This is a genomic window from Gluconobacter sp. P1D12_c (assembly GCF_018812105.1).
GTDB classification, from domain to species: domain Bacteria; phylum Pseudomonadota; class Alphaproteobacteria; order Acetobacterales; family Acetobacteraceae; genus Gluconobacter; species Gluconobacter oxydans_A.
Genome location: NZ_JACSIQ010000400.1, coordinates 1 through 477 on the forward strand (window position 1 = coordinate 1; position 477 = coordinate 477).

Here is a 477-nt window from a genome sequence, read left to right on the forward strand (position 1 = left end):
AGATGGCCATCCTCCATCGTCTCAATATCGTTCGGCTTAGTCACATATTTTGTGACCTCATCAACAGACTCAAGAGTTCCCGCATCCTTAACAATGCACGACATCCTCTCACGAACATCAGCAAGAAAATCCTGCCAGCCGTTCCCCTTCAAATACGGCAGATCAAAGAGGATATTCATATGCATGTTAAGGGTTTCATGATCCTCATTATGAGTGAACTCAGTCCCCCTGAAATACAGATTTGAACCATATTTTTGATTGAGCCAACGGAAGCAATCAGAGAGCTTGCGTGTCCATTTCCTATGCTCCGCCTTGAGGTCATCATATATGCGGACGTTCTCACCGCAGGTGATAACCATGTACCGCAGATACTTCCCCTTATTCGGGAGAATGTTATCAATCCAATAGGTCAGCTCATTCCTCAACTGGCGACGCTCAGCAACAGCAACAGCAGGAATGAACATGATATGCCTAAAC

General features: G+C 45.5%; 1 protein-coding gene. It reads right to left on the reverse strand.

Annotated elements, in window-relative coordinates; genetic code table 11:
• Positions 1 to 464: protein rep (locus KP705_RS17360; RefSeq protein WP_215765180.1), on the reverse strand; the 464-nt coding region annotated here is incomplete at its 3' end.
• Positions 465 to 477 lie beyond the last annotated feature (13 nt).